Source organism: Aeromonas sp. L_1B5_3 (assembly GCF_963866575.1).
Taxonomy (GTDB): Bacteria; Pseudomonadota; Gammaproteobacteria; order Enterobacterales; family Aeromonadaceae; genus Aeromonas; species Aeromonas jandaei.
Window position 1 is genome coordinate 64,307 of record NZ_CAWMDN010000161.1, and the last position, 15,563, is coordinate 79,869.

General features: G+C 59.5%; 16 protein-coding genes. 6 read left to right on the top strand and 10 right to left on the bottom strand.

All coding sequences use genetic code 11. The features are described 5' to 3' along the window. Positions 1 to 14: 14 nt before the first annotated feature. The gene (gene iadA / locus AACR93_RS21165; protein ID WP_043849836.1) at positions 15 to 1,145 is read right to left on the bottom strand and encodes a beta-aspartyl-peptidase; all 1,131 of its coding nucleotides are present in this window, start codon (positions 1,143 to 1,145) and stop codon (positions 15 to 17) included. 163 nt (positions 1,146 to 1,308) lie between these two features. On the opposite strand from iadA, the gene AACR93_RS21170 reads away from it, so the two are divergent. Next, positions 1,309 to 1,926, top strand: coding sequence for an acyl carrier protein phosphodiesterase (locus AACR93_RS21170; protein WP_043849817.1), 618 nt, complete (start codon positions 1,309 to 1,311; stop codon positions 1,924 to 1,926). Between the two features lie 54 nt (positions 1,927 to 1,980). Here the strand turns inward: AACR93_RS21170 and AACR93_RS21175 are convergent, their stop codons facing one another. Together AACR93_RS21175 and arsC are read right to left on the bottom strand one after the other, a co-directional pair. Further along, the gene (locus tag AACR93_RS21175; RefSeq protein WP_041209367.1) at positions 1,981 to 2,364 is read right to left on the bottom strand and encodes a DUF2069 domain-containing protein; all 384 of its coding nucleotides are present in this window, start codon (positions 2,362 to 2,364) and stop codon (positions 1,981 to 1,983) included. After that, on the bottom strand, positions 2,361 to 2,711 hold the full coding sequence (gene arsC, locus AACR93_RS21180) for an arsenate reductase (glutaredoxin) (protein WP_041209366.1): 351 nt from the start codon (positions 2,709 to 2,711) through the stop codon (positions 2,361 to 2,363). The genes AACR93_RS21175 and arsC overlap by 4 nt, the downstream gene beginning before the upstream one ends. A 60-nt stretch (positions 2,712 to 2,771) precedes the next feature. Between arsC and AACR93_RS21185 the strand changes: the two genes are divergently transcribed. After that, complete coding sequence (locus AACR93_RS21185) at positions 2,772 to 3,254, top strand: TlpA family protein disulfide reductase (RefSeq protein WP_043849818.1); 483 nt, start codon at positions 2,772 to 2,774, stop codon at positions 3,252 to 3,254. A gap of 92 nt (positions 3,255 to 3,346) precedes the next feature. Here the strand turns inward: AACR93_RS21185 and AACR93_RS21190 are convergent, their stop codons facing one another. After that, complete coding sequence (locus tag AACR93_RS21190; RefSeq protein WP_410171358.1) at positions 3,347 to 4,801, bottom strand: beta-barrel assembly-enhancing protease; 1,455 nt, start codon at positions 4,799 to 4,801, stop codon at positions 3,347 to 3,349. 121 nt (positions 4,802 to 4,922) lie between these two features. On the opposite strand from AACR93_RS21190, the gene AACR93_RS21195 reads away from it, so the two are divergent. Genes AACR93_RS21195 through AACR93_RS21205 form a run of 3 tightly spaced genes read left to right on the top strand, consistent with a single transcriptional unit; the run spans position 4,923 to position 7,094 of the window. Continuing rightward, a complete protein-coding gene (locus AACR93_RS21195) occupies positions 4,923 to 5,156 on the top strand; it encodes a sulfurtransferase TusA family protein (protein ID WP_042029966.1) in 234 nt (77 codons plus the stop codon). 25 nt (positions 5,157 to 5,181) lie between these two features. Then, complete coding sequence (locus AACR93_RS21200; protein WP_043849819.1) at positions 5,182 to 6,252, top strand: AI-2E family transporter; 1,071 nt, start codon at positions 5,182 to 5,184, stop codon at positions 6,250 to 6,252. A gap of 35 nt (positions 6,253 to 6,287) precedes the next feature. After that, the gene (locus tag AACR93_RS21205; protein WP_043849820.1) at positions 6,288 to 7,094 is read left to right on the top strand and encodes a MipA/OmpV family protein; all 807 of its coding nucleotides are present in this window, start codon (positions 6,288 to 6,290) and stop codon (positions 7,092 to 7,094) included. Between the two features lie 85 nt (positions 7,095 to 7,179). Here AACR93_RS21205 and AACR93_RS21210 read toward each other — a convergent pair whose 3' ends face one another. Continuing rightward, positions 7,180 to 7,980, bottom strand: a complete 801-nt coding sequence (locus AACR93_RS21210; protein WP_043849821.1) for an alpha/beta fold hydrolase — start codon at positions 7,978 to 7,980, stop codon at positions 7,180 to 7,182. 114 nt (positions 7,981 to 8,094) lie between these two features. On the opposite strand from AACR93_RS21210, the gene ppk2 reads away from it, so the two are divergent. Beyond that, on the top strand, positions 8,095 to 8,910 hold the full coding sequence (gene ppk2 / locus AACR93_RS21215; RefSeq protein ID WP_043849822.1) for a polyphosphate kinase 2: 816 nt from the start codon (positions 8,095 to 8,097) through the stop codon (positions 8,908 to 8,910). A 108-nt stretch (positions 8,911 to 9,018) separates the two neighbouring features. Here ppk2 and AACR93_RS21220 read toward each other — a convergent pair whose 3' ends face one another. The 5 genes from AACR93_RS21220 to yejK form a co-directional block, all read right to left on the bottom strand. After that, positions 9,019 to 10,155, bottom strand: coding sequence for an ABC transporter ATP-binding protein (locus AACR93_RS21220; RefSeq protein WP_042029975.1), 1,137 nt, complete (start codon positions 10,153 to 10,155; stop codon positions 9,019 to 9,021). Between the two features lie 68 nt (positions 10,156 to 10,223). Then, positions 10,224 to 11,114 (bottom strand): maltose ABC transporter permease MalG, encoded by an 891-nt coding sequence (gene malG / locus AACR93_RS21225; RefSeq protein ID WP_041209357.1) that lies wholly within the window; start codon positions 11,112 to 11,114, stop codon positions 10,224 to 10,226. A gap of 12 nt (positions 11,115 to 11,126) precedes the next feature. Then, the gene (gene malF / locus AACR93_RS21230; protein WP_041209356.1) at positions 11,127 to 12,779 is read right to left on the bottom strand and encodes a maltose ABC transporter permease MalF; all 1,653 of its coding nucleotides are present in this window, start codon (positions 12,777 to 12,779) and stop codon (positions 11,127 to 11,129) included. 75 nt (positions 12,780 to 12,854) lie between these two features. Next, positions 12,855 to 14,036: a maltose/maltodextrin ABC transporter substrate-binding protein MalE gene (gene malE / locus AACR93_RS21235; RefSeq protein ID WP_033116010.1), complete on the bottom strand. Its 1,182-nt coding sequence runs from the start codon at positions 14,034 to 14,036 to the stop codon at positions 12,855 to 12,857. 395 nt (positions 14,037 to 14,431) lie between these two features. Beyond that, positions 14,432 to 15,493 (bottom strand): nucleoid-associated protein YejK, encoded by a 1,062-nt coding sequence (gene yejK, locus AACR93_RS21240; RefSeq protein ID WP_043849823.1) that lies wholly within the window; start codon positions 15,491 to 15,493, stop codon positions 14,432 to 14,434. Positions 15,494 to 15,563: the final 70 nt, after the last annotated feature.

Genomic DNA, 15,563 nt, shown 5'->3' on the forward strand with positions numbered 1-15,563 from the left:
AAAACGCCAAGTGCTTAGCTACGCCACTGACCGCCGCTCATCACCTTCGTGATGGCGAGCGAAGCTGATTTGATCAGCAGCAAGTCGGCATCCTGACCAACCCCGATCCGCCCCTTGCCGCCAAGCCCCAGCGCCTGCGCCGGGTTGGCGCTCACGACCGCCAGCGCCACCTCGAGCGGTACTCCGAGCAGACAGGCACGAACGCACTCCTGCCACAGGCTGGCGATCTGGCCGCAGCGCATCTCGATAAGGCGCCCCTCGCCATCAAAACGCGGCAGACTCGCGTTGGCATCCGAACTGAAGCTGATGCGATCGGCTGGTACGTTGGCGGCCAACAGCTCCACCAGCGCATCGGCCGCCAGCCGCTCGCCATCCTCGACCAGATCGGGAAAGCTGGAAGTGGTGAGATCGACCCAACCTCCCGCCTTGCCCCATTCGATCGCCTCGGCGAAGAGCCAGGGATTGCGGTTGCAGTGGGTCGGATAGAGCTGGCGCAGCGGAATATCGGTTTTGTCGCGCAGGGCCCGCAGCGGCGCCAGTGCGCCCTGACCATCGCCAAGATGAAAGAAGCTGACCCCGCTCTTGCCCGCGAGTAACCCGGCCACCCGCGCCTCGCTCACCAGACGAGCCAGCTCGTCATGGGTTGGTGCGCTGGATCTGTGGTCGCTGATGGCCACCTCTCCCACCCCCAGCACTTCGGGGATCAGGATGATGTCGGACTCCACCGTGCCGGTGATGCTCTTGACCGGCAGATGGTAGGAGCCGGTATACATGAAGGCGCTCACGCCGGCGGCTCGAAACTCACGCACCTTGCCGAGCACCTGAGCCGGCGAGCGGGTCAGGCTGTCGGTACCAAGCGCCGCCACCAGCGTGGTCACTCCGGCCTTGAGCGCCTCGCTCGCCGCCAGTTCGGGGGTACGAAAGGCAAAGCCCCCCTCACCGCCACCTCCCGTAATATGCGCCAGCGGATCCACCATGCCGGGCACCAGATAGTGGCCCCGTCCATCAACGCGCACCAGTGGCCAGTCGGCGGGCACGCTCATTCCCTTGCCCATCCAGGCGATGCGGCCATCCGCCACCAGCAGATCCTGCTGGCCAAGGTAGGCGGGGCTGAAAATTTCGGCCCCCTCGATCAGGGTCAACATCATGGTTACTCCTCGCTCAATACCGTGACATGCCATCAGGCAGATGGACTATTTACCCACTATTGGCGCGCCGGTGAAAGCACTTCCTGAACAAGACTTTCATGAGAGATGGAAGATCCGCTACTCTCAGCGGCACTATACGTTCGCAGGCCCCGCTTTCATCATGAACTTTCTGGCTCACCTTCATCTGGCCGCCCACACCGGAAGCTCCCTCACCGGCAACCTGCTCGGTGATTTTGTCAAAGGCTCGCTACCAACGGGCCTTGCCGCACCGTTTGACGAAGGGATCTGGCTGCACCGCAAAATTGATGCCTTCACCGATAGCCATCCCGAGCACAAGGCGGCCGTCGCTTGTTTCGAGGCCCCCTGGCGCCGCTTTGGCGGCATAGTGGTGGATATGCTCTACGACCACTGGCTGAGCCAGCACTGGCAAGCGTTCAGCGCAGATCCCCTGCCCCGCTTTCTCGCGCAGAGCTATGGCCAGCTGCTGGCTGACCACCACGTCCTGCCAGAGGGGTTGCCGCTTCCCCTCAAGCGGATGGCCGAGCAGAACTGGATCGCCTCCTATCAGCGCAAAGAGGGGCTGGCGCAGGCCCTCAATGGTATTGGCCGCCGGCTACGCCGCCCGATGCCGCTCGGCGATGCACTGCTCACCCTCGATGCGGCTCAATGGCAAGGGGGCGAAGCAGGATTTCTGCGCTTCTACCCGCAACTGATGCATCACAGCGTGCAGCAGCTGGCCCTGCTCCGGGCAGATTCGGGTCTGGTATCACCGCCATAAAAAACGCCCCTTGCGGGGCGTTCTTCATTACGTAGCTTCACGTTACTTCTTACATTACCTGGCTTCGTCTTTCTTCTTGCGAATGCTGAGGCCCAGTTCGCGGCCACGCAGACGGGCGTAGTAGATGGTGCCGACAAACGCGAGGGTGGTGAACAGCAGCTCCACCACCGCCAGCCAACGCTCCCCCTCATCCGTGGTGATCAGGGTCAGGGCATGGAGGAAGTAGGGCATCAGCACGAAGTTGCCCCAGGCGTGGGTATAGGGGTTGCCCTGCACTATCCCCTTGAGGGGGAAGAGCAGCGGTACCGTCCAGATCACCGGCAGCAGCCAGGGGTTGAGGTCAGGATGGGGCGAGAGCCACAGATGCCAAAGGATGACCCAGCCCAGCAGACCAAAGAAGCCGACCAGAGTCAGCAGACGAGCAAAGCGGGTGCTCACTTGAGGATCTCCAGCACCAGCTCCGGCGGGCGACCAATGCGGGCCTGACCGTTCTTGATGACGATGGGGCGCTCGATCAGCTTGGGATGCTGGTGCATGGCACGAATAAGGTCGTCGCCATTCACTTCGCCGAGGCCCAGCTCCTTGTAGAGATCCTCCTTGGTGCGCATCAGCTGGCGCGGGTCGCTAAAGCCGAGCAGGGTCAGCAGCTTGCGGATCTCCTCTTCACTCGGGGCCTGCTCCAGATAGAGCACCACATCAGGGGCGATCCCGTGCTGTTCCAGCAGCGCCAAGGTTTCACGGCTCTTCGAGCAGCGCGGATTGTGGTAGATTTGGGTCTCGCTCATGGTAACTCCCTGATTAATCGCAAGATGGGACAAGAAACGGCGCTATTGTAGGGGAAAGTGATGGTCAGGGTAAGCGGCAGTGGAAAGGAATTGAAACGAATTTGTTGGCTGATTGTGGCCGGCCTGCTGGGCGCCTGCACGCCCGCCCCCGAATTTACCGACGCGGCGGGGCAAACGGTGGCGCTTGACCACTTTGCCGGCAAGCCGCTCTTGGTCAACTACTTCGCCCCCTGGTGCGCCCCCTGCCTGCGAGAGATGGCGCACCTCAACGCGCTGGCTACCGAAGGAGAGATCGCCGTGGTGGCAATCAACTACGACCCGATCACCCCGGCCGAGCTGGACAAGCTGGCCGCCCAGTACCACATCAAGGTGCCGCTCCTTATTGCCAATGAGGATGCCAGGCTCCCCTTCCCTCGTCCAAGCGGGCTGCCTACCAGCTACCTGCTCGATAGTGAGGGCAAACTCAAGCAAACACTGGTTGGTGAACTGGGTCAATCGCAGATCGACGCCCTCAAGGCATCCATCAGGCATCCGGGCAACTGAGCTGCCCACAGCGCTCAAAGCTGTTTCTCTGACTCACCATAAACAACAAGGGCGCACCAGAGTGCACCCTTGTTGTTGGCAATAGCCTCTCATCACCCCTTGAGGCTGTCGAGATCCTTCTTGGCCCGCTCCAGCTCGGTGATACGCGCCTCCAGTCGGGCCAGAGTCATCCGGTCACTGGTGGTGCCGCGCGCCACAATCAGCTCGTCGATGGCCGCCTGATAATCACCGCGCAGGGAGAGGATTTCAGCCCGCGCCATGTGCAGCTCGGTCATTCTACCCGCCTTGCGATAGGCGTCGGAGAGCAGGTTCCAGGCCAGATTGTTCTCCTCATGCGCGCGGGCATAGGGGTCGAGGATGGCGATGGACTTCTTGTAGTTGCCGCTTTCGAGATAGGCGTTGCCAAGGTTGACAACCACCACCTCGTTGTCCGGCATCTGGCTGCGGAACTTCTCGAGGCGCGCGATGGCCTGGGCACTGCGCCCCTTGGCCAGATCGATGTCGGTCTGGGCATCGACGATAAAGAGATCTTCCGGATGACGGGTGGCCAGCTCTTTCATCAGCGAGTCCGCTTCGTCGGTGCGTTTGAGCTGGATCAGCGCCAGCGCCTTGCCGTAGATGGCGGCATCCTTGAGCGGGTAATCCCCTTTCTGGATCCGGCTATCGAAGTAACTCAGCATCCCCTGCGGAGTATCGGTGCCATAGCGCACCTGAATGCGCACCTTGGCCAACCAGAAGTCGAGGCTCGGCGGCAAGTCGCGGCGGCCATAACTGCTCGCCCGGGCGCGCGCCTCGCTGATCCGGGTCTCCGGCAGCGGGTGAGTCAGCAGCATTTCTGGCGGCTTGCTGGCATAGCGATACTCGGCAGCCAGTTTCTGGAAGAAGTTGGCCATCCCCATGGGATCGAAACCGGCATCGTAGAGGGTCTTCATGCCGATCCGGTCCGCTTCGTATTCGTTGTCGCGGGTGTAGTTGATGGCGGACTGCATGGAGAGGCCCAGAGTGGTCTGCAACGCGGCAATACCGGCGGTCGGGTTGATCACCGCCAGCGCAATGGAGCCCACCAGACCGGCCAGAGTCACCGCAGAGCTGCTTGCCTGCGCTTCCATATAGCGGGCGATGTGGCGCTGGGTCACGTGGGTGATTTCGTGGGCCAGTACCGAGGCAAGCTCGCTCTCGCTGTCGGCGTAGAGAAACAGGCCGGTGTGCACCTTGACCCGCCCACCAAGGAAGGCGGCCGCGTTGATGCTGGGATCGTTAATCAGGAAGAAGGTAAACGGGAAACGCACCCCATCGGCGTTGGAGAGCAGGCGCTGCCCCAGATCGTCGATATATTGGCTCAACACGGGATCATCTATGATCGGCAAACCGGCACGGGCAAAGCGCATGAAGGCATTGCCGTAGCGTACCTCCTGCTCGATGGGCAGGGCCGAGACCCCGGCGGTGCCTATGTCGGGAAGCTGATTGTTCGCCTCGGCATGAAACGTGGCGCCCATCAGGGAAGCCAGCAGGGGAAGTGATGCCATCAGGGGGGAAAAGCGTGCCACGTTATCTCTATCTCCATCAGAAAGGGCCTCGGCAGAATACCCTTGCCCATCAAGGGCTACAAGCGTTGTTTCATGCTCTTATCACGGCCATAATAGCGGCCATCTGCGTGATGGAGCCCCCATGGAATATCTCGACCTGACCCCCTGGCGCTGTCCCGAGCCGCTGATCCGGCTCAAGCTCTGGTTGCGGGAGGCCAAAACCGGTCAAACCGTGACCATACGGCTGGCCGATGCGGGCTCCCGGCAGGATATTCCGGCCTATCTGCAGCGTCTCGGCCACGGGGTCATTCTCACCCCCGAGCCGGATAATACCCTCTCTTTGCAGCTGGTTGTCGGGGCGACACAGCCATCTTGAGCCCCTGTCGTGTAAGGATGCAGTCATGTTAGAAGTCTTGAAGCGCTGGTATCAGACCCGGTTCTCCGATCCCGATGCCGTTACCCTCTTCCTGTTGCTGGTCTTCTGCTTTGCCATCATCTGGCTGTTTGGCGATCTGCTGGCCCCCCTGCTGGTGGCGCTGGTGATGGCCTACCTGCTGGAGTGGCCGGTGGCCAGGCTGCAAAAGGCGGGGTTGTCGCGCACGCTGGCTACCAGCGTCATTCTGATCCTCTTTATTACGGTGGCTGTCGCCGCCCTGTTGGGCCTTATCCCGACGCTGGTGAGCCAAGGGATCAATCTGGCCAAAGAGGCGCCGGCCATGCTGACTCACGCTCAGGATTATGTCCGCACCCTGCCTGACCGTTATCCCGAGCTGATCGACGTCAGTCTGGTGGAGACGGTCATCGACAACATCCGCCAACGCATTCTCAGTGGCGGCGAGCATCTGGTGAGCGCCTCTCTCAGCTCGCTGGTGAACGTGGTCGCCATCATGATCTACCTGATCCTGGTGCCGCTGATGGTCTTTTTCATGCTCAAGGACAAGCGGGTCTTGATGGGCAGCCTGCGCCGCTTCCTGCCGCGCAACCGCACCCTGGTCAACCGGGTGTGGGTCGAGATGAACAACCAGATCATCAACTACATCCGCGGCAAGGTGATCGAGATACTCATCGTAGGCATCGCCACCTATGTCCCCTTCGCCCTGATGGGACTGCGCTATTCGGTGCTGCTGGCGGTCGCGGTCGGCTTCTCGGTGCTGATCCCCTATATAGGCGCTGCCGTGGTGACGGTGCCGGTGGCCATGGTTGCCCTGTTTCAATGGGGCCTCACCCCGGAGTTTGCCTGGCTGATGGTGTCCTATCTGGTCATTCAGGCCCTCGATGGCAACCTGCTGGTGCCGGTGCTCTTCTCGGAGGCGGTCAACCTCCATCCGGTGGCCATCATCATCGCCGTGCTGGTCTTTGGCGGACTATGGGGATTCTGGGGGGTCTTCTTCGCCATTCCCCTCGCTACCCTGGTCAAGGCGGTGATCAATGCCTGGCCGAAACGTGAAGATCTGCCGAGCGCCGCAAAATAACCCACTTCCCATGCAATCGTGACAACGGAGTGTCCATGACCTGTTTCCGTCAAATCAGAGCGGCAGTGCTGACGGCCCTGCTCCTCGCTGCCGCCCTGCCCGCCCGCGCCGATATCGACCTTGGCTCTATGGATCTGCTCACCAGCGACAGCCCCACCAGTCCGGTGCCACAAGGCTTTGTCGCCGGTGCGGCGCTCATCGGGGGACAAGCCCGCTATGAGGCGCAGGATAATGCCACCTACGCCATCCCGGGCTTTATCTACTTCGGCAAGCAGTTTATGTTTCTCGGCGATCGGGCGCGCTACTACTTCCACAAGGATGAACATGTCGCCCTGTATGGCTATGGCCGGGTGCGGTTTGGCAATCTGGATCCCGAGGATTCTCCCGCCTTCAGCGGCATGGAACAGCGCAAATGGCAGCTGGAAGGCGGGATCGGTGGCAACATCATCACCCCCTACGCCCTGCTGACCGTGCGGGCCAACAGCGATATCACCGGCCGCAGCAAGGGTCAGGAGCTGCTGCTGTGGGCCGACTTCCCCATTCAGCGCGACAACCTGCTCATCATGCCGGGGATGGGGGTGATGCTACGCAGCGACAAGATGGTCAACTACTACTTCGGCGGCATCTCCGAGAGCGAGGCCACCGCCCAGCGTCCAGCCTGGGATACGGGGTCAACCCTCTCCCCCATGGCGGCGCTCATCACCAGCTACCGCTTCAGTCCCAACTGGATTGGCATGTTTGCCATGAACTACGAATTGTATGATCGGGACATTAAAAACAGCCCCATCGTCCAGCACGATGGCGAACTCTATGCGGGATTTGCCTTGGGCTATATCTGGTAACGGTGATGCACCGTGAGATAAGAACAAACAAAAGGGAGCCCTCGGCTCCCTTTTTCACGACCATCTTCAGGCTGCCCATTCAGGCTCATAGCGCTGCCAGAAATTCGCTCAGTTGCTGATTGACGAAGGCCGGATTTTCCAGCGACGAGATGTGGCCAGCTGCCGGGATCTCCCTGAACGGGCAGCCCAGCACCTCGGCCATCAGATAGCCCTCCAGCACTGGACGCGCTTTGTCCTCGCAGCCGGTCATCACCAAGGCAGGAGTGCTGATCTCCTCCAGCCACTCGATGCGATCCTCGCGGGTCACAAAGCTGCGGCCCACCGCCACCATGGCGGCGATCTTATCCTTTGGCCAGGCGGTAAGGCGCGCCTTGAAACCGCTCATCAGCGCTTCATCAGGCTGATTGGCAAAAAAGAGCGGCGCCACCTGTTCGACGATAGGCGCCGGCACGGTGCCAAGCTGCTCGATCATCGCCAGCATGCCGAGGTAGCGCTCGCAGGTGATCTGCGGCTCGAGGCCAACGAAACTATCCATCAGCACCAGCCCCTTGAGGCGAGCTGGGGCCATGCGCGCCAGCTCCACACCCCACATGCCACCGATGGAAAGGCCCACCAGCACGAACTCGTCAACCCCGAGGGCATCGAGCAGTGCCAGATGATCGCGCGCCAGGGTTGCCAGCGTGCAGGCGCCTTCCGGAAGCAGATCGGAATCGCCGTGGCCCCACAGATCGGGAACGATGCAGCGATAGCTCCCTTTGAGCGCCTCGATTTGCGGCGCCCACATGGTGCTGTCCCACAGATAGCTGTGACCAAACAGCAGCACCGGCCCTTGCCCTTCATCCAGATAGGCCATCCGGCGGCCCGCTATCTCCATAAAATGCTTCATGTTATCTCCTGTTGCCAGCGATGGGCGGGCAGTGTATCACGTCCCCCTTGGCAGTCGACTCTCCCTGGTGCAAGCTGAAGTGACGGCAAGAAGGGACTCAAAGAGGAGAAGAAGATGCCGAAGGACAAGAGCAAGAAGCGGCCACGTCTCGACAAGAAATGTTATGAACACCACCTCGCCCACCTGCAGGAGGAGCTGGTCAAGCTGCAGGAGTGGGTCAAGCAGGAGGGGCTCAAGGTGGTAGTGCTGTTCGAGGGACGGGACGCTGCCGGCAAGGGGGGCGTCATCAAGGCGATCACCGAGCCCCTCAACCCCCGGGTCTGCCGGGTCACGGCGCTGCCCGCCCCCTCGGATCGCGAGCGCTCCCAGTGGTACTTTCAGCGCTACGTGGCACACCTGCCCGCTGCTGGCGAGATGGTGCTGTTTGACCGCTCCTGGTACAACCGCGCCGGGGTAGAGCGGGTGATGGGCTTTTGCAGCGACGCCGAGTATCGCGAGTTTCTGCGCGCCTGCCCCGAGTTCGAGCGGATGCTGATCCGCTCCGGCATCACCCTGATCAAATACTGGTTCTCGGTCTCCGATGAGGAGCAGGAGAAGCGCTTCAAGGAGCGGATCAACACCCCCATCAAGCGCTGGAAGTTCAGTCCGATGGACTTGCAGTCCCGCTCGCGCTGGGTCGAATACTCCCGCGCCAAGGATGACATGTTCACCTACACCGACACCCAGGACAGCCCCTGGTTTGTGGTGGAGGCGGACGACAAGCGCCGCGCCCGCCTCAACTGCATCGCCCATCTGCTGGGCAAGGTGCCCTACGAGGCGATCCACTACGAGCCCATCAAGCTCCCCCCCATCAAGACCGAAGGGTACGAGCGCCCGCCCCTGACCAGCCAGACCTTTGTGCCCGATATTACTGCCGATCTCGAGGGCTGAGCCCAGCTACCGCGCCTGCCGGTTTAGCCAAACGGCAGGCAATAAAAAGCCGGTCGCAAGACCGGCAAAAAGGCATTGAAGATACGGAAAACTTGCACCAAACCGCTATCAGGTACGGATGTACTTGGCTGTGCGGGGGAACGCCTGCTCCTTGGCATCGAACAGATAGCAGGCTTCAGCCGGGATCCCCACGCTGTAGCTCTGACCGGTCGCCACATCCACATCCGAGGTGGTCTTGACGGTAAAGTCGTGACCATCCACATCCATATAGACGAAGGACTCGGCCCCCAGATGCTCGGCAACCTGCACTACGCCGCTCAGCTTGCTGTCGGCATGGGCGTGGCTCAGCGGCACCAGATGCTCCGGGCGGATACCCAGCTCAACCTTGTCACCCACCGCGCCACGACGGGCATCGACCCGCACCCGCACGCTGTCGCCGGTAGAGAGCTTGACCACGCACTCCTGCTCGCCAATCTCCATCAGCTCGGCAGCCAGGAAGTTCATCTTGGGCGAACCGATAAAACCGGCCACAAACTTGTTGTCCGGGTTGTGGTAGAGATCCAGCGGTGAACCGAACTGCTCCAGGTTGCTGGCGGCATCGGCCTTGAGCGGACTCAGCACCACGATCTTGTCGGCCAGGGTCATCGCTTCCACCTGATCGTGGGTCACGTAGATGATGGTGGAGTTGAGCTCCTTGTGCAGCTTGGCGATCTCGATCCGCATCTTGACCCGCAACGCGGCGTCGAGGTTGGAGAGCGGCTCGTCAAACAGGAACACCTGCGGCTGCTGCACGATGGAGCGACCGATGGCAACCCGCTGGCGCTGGCCGCCGGAGAGTGCCTTAGGCTTGCGCTCCAAGAGCGGCTCCAGACCCAGAATTTCAGCGGCACGCATCACCCGCTTGTGGATGTTCTCCTTGTCCATCTTCTTGAGCTTCAGACCGAAGGCCATGTTCTCGTAGATGTTCATGTGCGGATAGAGGGCGTAGGACTGGAACACCATGCCCACGTTGCGTTCTACCGGCGGCACGTCGTTCATGTAGCGACCGCCGATGGTCAGCTCACCGCTGGTGATGTCTTCCAGACCCGCGATCATCCGCAGCAGGGTGGATTTGCCGCAGCCGGACGGGCCGACGAAGACGATGAACTCGCCCTCCTTGATGGAGAGGTTGATATTGCGCAGGGTGTCCTTGTGAACAGCCGGGTCGTAATTTTTGCGAACGTTGTTGAGTACTACTTCAGCCATGACGAGCTCCGCTCTTGAATCTTTGCAAATCGTGATAGCGGGGGGAGCCTTCTCCCCCGGCCATAAACTTAACCTTTCACGCCACCGGCAGTCAGACCGCCAACCAGCCAGCGCTGTGCCAGCAGGAACACCACTGTGATGGGGAAGCCGGAGAGCACAGCGGCTGCGGCAAAGTCACCCCACAGGTAGTTCTGCGGATAGAGGTACTGCTGGGCTCCGACCGCCAGGGTCAGATTGTTCACATCCTGCAGCAGGATGGAGGCCATGGGCACCTCGGTAATGGAACCGATAAAGGCCAGAATGAACACCACCGCCAGAATGGGCACCGACAGGGGCAACAGGATCAGGCGGAATGCCTGCCACGGAGTCGCACCGTCGATGGCCGCAGCCTCCTCCAGAGAGGAGTCGATGGTCTCGAAGTAGCCCTTGATGGTCCAGACGTGCAGGGCGATACCGCCCATGTAGGCGAGGATCAGGCCACCGTGGGTGTTGAGACCCAGCCAGGGGATGTAGTCACCAATCTTGTTAAAGAGCGCGTAGATGGCCACCAGTGCCAGCACAGCCGGGAACATCTGGAAAATCAGCATGCCCTGCAGGATGGTGGACTTGCCACGAAAACGCAGACGGGCAAAGGCGTAGGCACAGGTGGTGGAGAGCGTCACGATCATCAGGGCAGTGATGCCGGCGATCTTGATGGAGTTCCACAACCAGGTCAGCACCGGGAATGGCGGCGGCGTGATGCTGCCGTCGGCGTTGGTGATGGAGATGCCCAGCGCCAGTTTCCAGTGATCCAGGGTCGGATTGGAGGGGATGATCTCCCCTACCGCGAAGTTACCGTTACGGAACGAGATGGCGATAACCATGATCAACGGGAAGATGATCAGCGCCAGGAAGCCCCACATGACCAGGTGGGTTGCCCACACCCGGTATTTGACTGATTTGGGTTGTACGATTGCCATGTTGAAGCCTCCTTACAGCTGCTTGTCGGCTTTGGACAATTTCAGGTTGAGCAGCGCCAGCGCACCTACGATGAGGAAGATGGCGGTGGCGATGGCACTGGCCAGACCGTAGTCCTGACCACCCGATCCCTGGAATGCAATCCGGTAGGTGTAGCTCACCAGCAGGTCGGTAGTACCGGCCGGGGTGCTGGCACCGATGATGTCCGGAGCACCGTTGGTCAACAACTGGATAAGTACGAAGTTGTTGAAGTTGAAGGCGAACGAGGCAATCAACAGCGGGGTCAACGGCTTCATCAGCAGCGGCACGGTGATCTTGAAGAAGTTCTGCACCGGACCGGCACCGTCCATGGCGGACGCTTCATAGAGATCTTCCGGAATGGCTTTGAGCAGGCCCATGCAAAGGATCATCATGTAGGGGTAGCCCAGCCAGGTGTTGACGATCAGGATCATCACCTTGGCCAGCATGGGATTGGTATACCAGTCCGGCTTGATGCCAAAGGCCGCTTCCAGGAACATGTTGATCTCACCGAAGTTCTGGTTGAACAACCCCTTGAACACCAGGATGGAGATAAACGCCGGAATCGCGTAGGGCAGGATCAACATGACCCGATAGAAGCCGCGCCCCTTGAGCGATTCCCACTGCACCAGACAGGCCAGCACCATACCGATGGCCAGAGTGAACGCCACGGAACAGGCAGAGAAGATCACGGTCCAGACGAAGATCTGCAGGAACGGCGCCTGAATACCCGGGTCAGTCACGATGCGGGCGAAGTTCTTCCAGCCCACACTGACCACAAAGCCCGGAGCGATGCCCTTGCCGACAAACTGGCCCTGATCGTCGATGTACTGGTAGAAACCGGTCTCGCCGTTGGGCAGCATCAGCTCGCCGCTCTGGTTGTCGCGCAGCAGGTTGCTGTCTTTGATCACCACGCCGGATTTGAGCACGGCGCCATCCATCAGACGGGTGTACTGGGACTTCTGGGCGGCAAACTTGCGCAGGCTGCTCAGGGTCAGATGGGTGGAACCATCCGGCAGCACCAGATCCAGCGCACTCAGGTGGGTGCGATGATCAACGATGGCGCGAATGGGAGCCGGTTTGCTGGCGATCTCGCCAGTGACCGGAGTCAGCTCAATGACCTGAGGAGTTGCCTGTGCCCGACCTTCACTCACGGCTAGCTCGCGGGCCTTGTTGTTCATCAGGGTAACGGGTTGGCTGATATAGGCGTGATCATCCTGGTTCAGCTGCAGCTGGAACTGGCCGTTGTCGCCACCCAGCAGCGTAAAATCGAATTCACCGCCCGCCACCTTGTAGGTTTTCTTCAGATGGTAATCACGAGCCTGCTCCACGGAGAGCAAGTTGGTGCCTGAATAGTTGGTGAAGGCGATGCCAATCGTGTAGGCAAGAGGGAAGATGATAAATACAACCATGCCAGCCACACCCGGAAAGATGTAGCGATGGGCATAGGTCTTCTTGTTCATGAAGACATACAGACCGACGGATACCACCACCAGATCCAGCAGCGCGAATACCCACTCGCCACTGGCGTACATCATCACGGCTGCGTAGCCGTTGAGGATGGCGACCAGGGCCGCGATAGTCCACTTAAGCCAGGTGTGCTTATCCTTCGGACCGGCATAGGACTCAACAGAAGGTACTACTTCCATGCCAATTAACCTTTATAACGCCAAGAGAGATTTGAGAGAGAGGGAGGCCATTGCGGCCTCCCGGGTAGTGCGTGCTTACTGAACGATACGCTTGGCAGCGGTATCCAGCGCTTCGTCAACACCTTGACGACCGGAGGTCACGTTCTTGAGGGCAGTTTCGAAGGAGGACCAGAAACGGCTCATCTCGGGCACGGACGGCATCGGCTCGCCAGCCTGGGCGTTCAGCATGGTGGCCTTGATGTGCGGATCGGATTCCAGAGTCTTCTGGAAGGATTTCAGCGCAACGGCACCCAGCGGCTTGTCGGCGTTGACCGGAGCCAGACCGGCATCGGTCAGCAGGTAGTTTTCCAGGAACTCGATGGCCAAATCCTTGTTCGGGCTGGCGGCGTTGATGGTGGCACCCAGTACGCCAACGAAGGCTTTAGCCGGTTTGCCCTTCAGGGTCGGCAGCGGCGCTACGCCGTACTTGATACCGCTCTTGTCCAGGTTGCTCCAGGCCCAGGGACCGTTGATCATCATGGCCACTTCGCCCTTGTTGAACTTGGCATCCATTACGCCGTAGTCGATACCCTTCTCCAGGTGACCGGATTTGATCATCTCGGAGATGTAGCCTACGCCGATCTTGGCGCCAGCGTTGTTCACGCCGGTGTCTTTCACGTCATAACCGGTAGCGGTTTTCTTGAAGGCGTAGCCACCGTTGGCAGCCACCAGCGGGTAGCTGAAGTAGGGGGTGTCATAGGCCCACATGATGGCGCGCTTGCCGTTCTTCTTCAGAGTCTCGTCAATCTTGGCGATCTCTTCGAAGGTCTTCGGCGGCTCAGGCAGCAGATCCTTGTTGTAGATCAGGCTGACTGCTTCCATGGCAACCGGGTAGCCATAGGTTTTACCGTCAACCGTCATGGCATCCCATGCCAGCTGTTCGAATTTGGCTTTGGTGGCAGCGCTCGGCGTTACCGGAACCAGCAGACCGGCCTTGACCCACTCACCGTAACGGTCGTGAGCCCAGAAGAAGATGTCCGGGCCGTTGCCAGTGGCGGCGGCTTGCTGGAATTTCACTTCAACCTGATCCGGGTGAGCAACAGTAACCTTGATGCCGGTTTCTGCTTCAAATTTCTTACCCACTTCAGCCAGACCGTTGTATCCCTTGTCACCGTTGATCCAGATGGTCAGCTGGCCTTCATCGATGGCAGCAGTAGCAGTGCAAGCGACGCCAAGAGTGGCCAGACCGATCAGGGATGACAGCAATTTCTTTTTCATGAGCCTTTCCTTGTAGTAGTTCCGCGCTGTAAGAGCATTGTGTGCGAAGTGAATATTATCCCAAGCGTCATTCGCCTCACATGACGCAACTCGCATTTTTGAAATGCAATTACGTATTTCCTTCCAGAAAGTTTTGAAAACATTTTCTTAAATCGGGGAAATAACCCTGTTTATCGGCTTATTTCAAAACAACAACCGAAATATAATTACCAAACTGAAATATAATTACCCCAATGAAAGGGTTTTCACTTGAATGAAAACCCTTTCAGGTGGTTTATTTTGTTTGATCTGTTAACAAAGCACCGGCCCGGTTTCGCCCTGCCCCTTTCGCCCAATAAAAAAGAGACTCTGCCAGGGCAGAGTCTCTTTTTGCCGGAAATGACGGTTTGATCACATTACGACTGACGCAGCAGCTGATCCTTGAGGTTGGGCGGTACCCCCTTGATGGTCAGGGTGTCGGTCTGCGGGTCATAAAACACGCGGCTGTTCAACAACTTCTGCTCAAAACTCAGGGTCAGACCGCCGCCGGAACCGACAAACTTGGTCAGCCCGCGCAGGGTAGAACGGTCGGCCGGGAAGCGCTCTTCCAGTTCGTACTCCTGACCGATGAAGCTGTAAAAATCGAGGTCACCCTCGCCGGCATCTTTTGCGGAGAGTTCCGCCGACAGCTCCTTGATCTCGATCTCTTCACCGGCACTCGCCTGCTCGGTGCAATATTTGAAGACCTGCTTTTTATAGTCATTGCGCTCTGCCGGTTCGAGCTGGCGACTCTCGCAATAATCTTCAACCGCCTGCAGCAACCCTTTATTCTGGATCTTGGCATCCATTCCTTCACGGGCACCCAGCAGATCCATAAAGAAGTCGCCCAGCTTGCGGCCAATACGTCCCTTGCTGAAGGTAATATAACGGCGTGACTCGGGTTGGGTTTTCCACTCGGTCAAATCGATGCGGGCCACCAGATTGAGTTTGCCAATATCGAGATACTGGATATGACGCAACTCCAGCGCTTCGCTGACGGTGACGCTCTCCTTGCCCTCCAGCAGGGCGATCATCAGATAATCGACACCGACATAGTTGTATTTGGCAATCAGCAATACCCCCTGCTCATCGAGGGCGTGCTCCACCAGCTGTTTGACCAGCATCTGGGTCACATTGACCGAGAAGGGAACAAATTCGCTCTGCTCGCCGAGCAGCTGTTCAAGAGCGATGCGAAACGCGGGAGAGGGCTGCTTGGGGGCCTCTTCCCCCTCCGCCAGCTCGGCGACGGCGGCCTCGGGGTCGGCAAAGAAGCCAAAGCCCTTGCCTCCCTTGCCGTTGTAGATGCGATGCAGTTCCGCCATCAGTCCCTGTACCGCCTCGTCGGGAGGCAGGGTCTGGCTACGGGTATCGGCGTGTGGTTGACCATCGCCGCCCTGGCGCAGGGAGTGAAGTATGATCTTGTCGATATCGAGACTCATGTCACAAAGCCATAGTGTTAGCCGAAAGGGTGAAGTATTATAAGGCGCTTTGAACCGAGATGAACTGAAG

What these genes read in the sequence shown, in the direction of transcription:
- iadA (WP_043849836.1), bottom strand. Translation starts at nt 1,145, where the DNA reads ATGTTGACCCTGATCGAGGGGGCCGAAATTTTCAGCCCCGCCTACCTT.
- AACR93_RS21170 (WP_043849817.1), top strand. Translation starts at nt 1,309, where the DNA reads ATGAACTTTCTGGCTCACCTTCATCTGGCCGCCCACACCGGAAGCTCC.
- arsC (WP_041209366.1), bottom strand. Translation starts at nt 2,711, where the DNA reads ATGAGCGAGACCCAAATCTACCACAATCCGCGCTGCTCGAAGAGCCGT.
- AACR93_RS21185 (WP_043849818.1), top strand. Translation starts at nt 2,772, where the DNA reads ATGGTCAGGGTAAGCGGCAGTGGAAAGGAATTGAAACGAATTTGTTGG.
- AACR93_RS21195 (WP_042029966.1), top strand. Translation starts at nt 4,923, where the DNA reads ATGGAATATCTCGACCTGACCCCCTGGCGCTGTCCCGAGCCGCTGATC.
- AACR93_RS21200 (WP_043849819.1), top strand. Translation starts at nt 5,182, where the DNA reads ATGTTAGAAGTCTTGAAGCGCTGGTATCAGACCCGGTTCTCCGATCCC.
- AACR93_RS21205 (WP_043849820.1), top strand. Translation starts at nt 6,288, where the DNA reads ATGACCTGTTTCCGTCAAATCAGAGCGGCAGTGCTGACGGCCCTGCTC.
- AACR93_RS21210 (WP_043849821.1), bottom strand. Translation starts at nt 7,980, where the DNA reads ATGAAGCATTTTATGGAGATAGCGGGCCGCCGGATGGCCTATCTGGAT.
- ppk2 (WP_043849822.1), top strand. Translation starts at nt 8,095, where the DNA reads ATGCCGAAGGACAAGAGCAAGAAGCGGCCACGTCTCGACAAGAAATGT.
- AACR93_RS21220 (WP_042029975.1), bottom strand. Translation starts at nt 10,155, where the DNA reads ATGGCTGAAGTAGTACTCAACAACGTTCGCAAAAATTACGACCCGGCT.
- malG (WP_041209357.1), bottom strand. Translation starts at nt 11,114, where the DNA reads ATGGCAATCGTACAACCCAAATCAGTCAAATACCGGGTGTGGGCAACC.
- malF (WP_041209356.1), bottom strand. Translation starts at nt 12,779, where the DNA reads ATGGAAGTAGTACCTTCTGTTGAGTCCTATGCCGGTCCGAAGGATAAG.
- malE (WP_033116010.1), bottom strand. Translation starts at nt 14,036, where the DNA reads ATGAAAAAGAAATTGCTGTCATCCCTGATCGGTCTGGCCACTCTTGGC.
- yejK (WP_043849823.1), bottom strand. Translation starts at nt 15,493, where the DNA reads ATGAGTCTCGATATCGACAAGATCATACTTCACTCCCTGCGCCAGGGC.